The organism is Streptomyces sp. SID1328 (assembly GCF_009865595.1).
Classification (GTDB): Bacteria; Actinomycetota; Actinomycetes; order Streptomycetales; family Streptomycetaceae; genus Streptomyces; species Streptomyces griseoluteus.
In genome coordinates this window covers 1-3,794 of sequence record NZ_WWKH01000038.1, presented here as the reverse complement: position 1 = coordinate 3,794, position 3,794 = coordinate 1, and the positions used below count along the sequence as shown (strand labels likewise).

Here is a 3,794-nt window from a genome sequence, read left to right as displayed (position 1 = left end):
GTTGGCGCCGCCCGCCTCGATGGTCCGCACCGGTGGCGGTGGTGGTGCGGGGAGGGTGCCGGAGATGCGCGGGGGACAGGGGGAGGGTGCGCTGCGAGCCGCACGCCCTGAGGCGTCCGCGGCCGCCCGCTCCGGCGCGGGTTCATGTGTGCAGTTGTCCGCCGGACGGCCCCGGGCGTCCCCGGAGCCGGCCGTTCTCTTGGGTGACCGGGCTGCTGTCCCCTGCCGTCCGGTCACTGTTCCGGGACGAGGTCCCACGGCGTACGGCACGACCCGTACCCCTCATCGCCCCGGCGAGCCACGCGTGGTTCTTTCGGGCCCGCCCCTGGCTGGCACGGACATGGGGCTCAACGAAGCGGTGCGCGAGCCGGTCACGCGCCGTACGGGTGAGAGCGGCCCCGAACTCAGATGCGACCCCGGCACAGCTCCAGCAGGGTCATGGCGAGCGCGGTGCCGGGCTTGCCGAGGGCGTCCCGGTAGCGGCCGAGGATCTCCATCTCGCGGGACAGGCTGACCCGGCGGCCGCCGGAGGCGATCCGGGTCTGCTGGACGACGGCGGAGACGGCCATCCGCTCCTGGACGAGGCCGATGATCCGGTCGTCGAGGGCGTCGATCCGCTCGCGGGCGTCGTCGATGGTCCGCTCGGGCTCGGTGTGCGGGGCTGCGGTGGTCATGCGGGGCTCCTGGGGGCTGGTGGCCGCCCCGGACCGGCAGGACCCGGAAAGACAACAGGCGCTCCGGGCCTTGTTGGCCCGGAGCGCCTGTCGGAAGTCGCTTGTTATGTGCTCAAGCAGAACGACCATGGCAGCCGGCGGGCCCGGTGCCATAGGTAAAGCGGAACGTCGTCTGGGTGAACACGGGGTCAGTATGCCACGACCGCCGGTCGCCCCGGACCGCCTGTGGACATCTCCCTCCGGCGTCCGGGAGGGGGTCGGCGCCCACCCCGTTAGAATCGGTCATACAGACCCCCGCCCCACCGCCGGAAGGCACCCCGTGTCATCAGCGACCCAGTCTGCCGACGCCCCCGACACCGTTCTGGTCGTCGACTTCGGCGCGCAGTACGCCCAGCTCATCGCCCGTCGCGTCCGCGAGGCGCGGGTCTACAGCGAGATCGTGCCCAGCAGCATGCCGGTCGCCGAGATGCTCGCCAAGAACCCCGCGGCGATCATCCTCTCCGGAGGCCCCTCCTCGGTCTACGAGGAGAACGCCCCGCAGCTCGACGGCGACCTTTTCGAGGCCGGCGTCCCCGTCTTCGGCATGTGCTACGGCTTCCAGCTCATGGCGCAGAGCCTCGGCGGCACCGTCGACAACAGCGGCGCCCGCGAGTACGGCCGTACCGGCCTGCACGTCTCGATGTCCGGCTCCACCCTGTTCGAGGGCACCCCGGACGAGCAGCCCGTGTGGATGTCCCACGGCGACGCCTGCTCCGCCGCCCCTGAGGGCTTCACCGTCACCGCCTCCACCGACGTGGTGCCGGTCGCCGCCTTCGAGAACGACGAGAAGAAGCTCTACGGCGTCCAGTACCACCCCGAGGTCATGCACTCCACGCACGGCCAGCAGGTGCTGGAGCACTTCCTGTACCGGGGCGCGGGCCTGACCCCGTCCTGGACCACGGGCAACGTCATCGAGGAGCAGGTCGCCGCGATCCGCGAGCAGGTCGGCGACAAGCGCGCCATCTGCGGCCTGTCCGGCGGCGTGGACTCCGCCGTCGCCGCCGCCCTGGTGCAGAAGGCCATCGGCTCCCAGCTCACCTGCGTCTACGTCGACCACGGCCTGATGCGCAAGGGCGAGACCGAGCAGGTCGAGAAGGACTTCGTCGCCGCCACCGGTGTCCAGCTCAAGGTGGTCGACGCCGAGGAGCGCTTCCTCAAGGCGCTCGCCGGGGTCTCCGACCCCGAGGAGAAGCGGAAGATCATCGGGCGCGAGTTCATCCGCGTCTTCGAGCAGGCCCAGGCCGAGATCATCGCGGACGAGGGCCCGGCCGTGGAGTTCCTGGTACAGGGCACCCTGTACCCGGACGTGGTCGAGTCCGGCGGCGGCACCGGCACCGCCAACATCAAGTCGCACCACAACGTCGGCGGCCTCCCCGAGGACCTCGAGTTCCAGCTCATCGAGCCGCTGCGCAAGCTGTTCAAGGACGAGGTCCGCATGGTGGGCCAGGAACTCGGCCTGCCCGAGGAGATCGTCCAGCGCCAGCCCTTCCCCGGCCCCGGCCTCGGCATCCGCATCGTCGGCGACGTCACCAAGGAGCGCCTGGACCTGCTGCGCGACGCCGACGCCATCGCCCGCGAGGAGCTGACCGCCGCCGGCCTGGACCGCGAGATCTGGCAGTGCCCGGTCGTGCTGCTCGCCGACGTCCGCTCGGTCGGCGTCCAGGGCGACGGCCGCACCTACGGCCACCCCATCGTGCTGCGCCCCGTCTCCTCCGAGGACGCCATGACCGCCGACTGGTCCCGGCTGCCCTACGACGTGCTGGCGAAGATCTCCACCCGGATCACCAACGAGGTCCGCGACGTCAACCGCGTCGTCGTCGACGTGACCTCCAAGCCGCCGGGCACCATCGAGTGGGAGTGACCCGGGTGCCGGCCGGCTGACCGGCACCGCCCGAGGTGGAACGGCTCCGGCCGTTCCACCTCTTTTTCGTCACTCGGCCTCTTTTGGTACCCGCCACCCGACGGTAACTTCCGGTCCGTAAAGCACCCCAGCGCTGGAGGACTCATGCACCGGCCCACCCCTCCCTCGCCGCTGCCCACCGACAAGCTGCGGTTCGCCATGCCGCCCATGCACGAGTCGGTCGACGAGGAACGCCGCCACCGCAAGGAACGCCTCGCGGGCGCCCTGCGCCTCTTCGGGCGCGCCGGGTTCGAGGACGGCGTATCGGGCCACATCACCGCCCGCGACCCGGAGTTCAGCGACTGCTTCTGGGTCAACCCGTTCGGGATGCCCTTCAAGCACGTCACCGTGAGCGACCTGGTGCTGGCCAACCAGGACGGCCAGGTCGTCGAGGGCGGCTACCACGTCAACCAGGCCGCCTTCACCGTCCACGCGGCGGTCCACGCGGCCCGTCCGGACGTCGTCGCCGTCGCGCACTGCCACTCCGTGCACGGCCGCGCCCTCGCCTCCCTCGGCGAGGTCCCCGACCCCATCACCCAGGAGAGCTGCGCCTTCTACGAGGACACCGCGCTCTACGACGACTACACCGGAGTCACCGTCGACGCCGAGGAGGGCCGCCGCATCGCCTCGGTGCTCGGCTCCAGCAAGGCCCTGGTGCTGCGCAACCACGGCCTGCTCACCGTCGGGGACTCGGTCGACGCGGCCGCCTGGTGGTTCATGTCCATGGAACGCTCCTGCCAGGTCCAGCTCACCGCGGAGGCCGCCGGACGCCCCGTGCTCATCGAGCACCGGCAGGCCGTCGCCACCCGCGAGCAGCTCGGCGGCGACCTCGTGGCCTGGATCAACTACCAGCCCCTCTGGCAGGACATCAGCCGCAGCGAACCCGACCTGCTGAGCTGAGCGTCCCGCACGGGCGTGCGAGTGGGTCAGCAGGATGGGCGGTCCTTTCCGCCCAGCGCGGACCGGCGAATCGAGGGTGCCCGGCGTAGGGCACAATTCGCCTTGTTCACAGGGGAGTTGCTCGGCCACCGCACGCACTGTGCGTGACGGCCGCATTCCGGGATCTCGCGTGGCGGGGAAGGCGGGCGTCGGTCGTGGCGGTGCAGGAGGCGAGGCAGGGCGCGGCGGACGGCGCGGGGGCCCACGGAGGCGGCTGCGCGTGCGGGGACTGCCCGCACGGG

3 protein-coding genes are annotated in these 3,794 nt (G+C 71.5%); 2 read left to right on the top strand and 1 reads right to left on the bottom strand.

What is annotated here, in order from left to right; genetic code table 11:
• Positions 1-404 precede the first annotated feature (404 nt).
• Positions 405-674, bottom strand: a complete 270-nt coding sequence (locus GT030_RS01320; protein ID WP_161199421.1) for a chorismate mutase — start codon at positions 672-674, stop codon at positions 405-407.
• Between the two features lie 319 nt (positions 675-993).
• Here GT030_RS01320 and guaA point away from each other — a divergent pair, with 319 nt between their 5' ends.
• The gene (guaA, locus tag GT030_RS01315) at positions 994-2,574 is read left to right on the top strand and encodes a glutamine-hydrolyzing GMP synthase (protein ID WP_161199420.1); all 1,581 of its coding nucleotides are present in this window, start codon (positions 994-996) and stop codon (positions 2,572-2,574) included.
• A 144-nt stretch (positions 2,575-2,718) separates the two neighbouring features.
• A complete protein-coding gene (locus GT030_RS01310; protein WP_130331525.1) occupies positions 2,719-3,513 on the top strand; it encodes a class II aldolase/adducin family protein in 795 nt (264 codons plus the stop codon).
• Positions 3,514-3,794 lie beyond the last annotated feature (281 nt).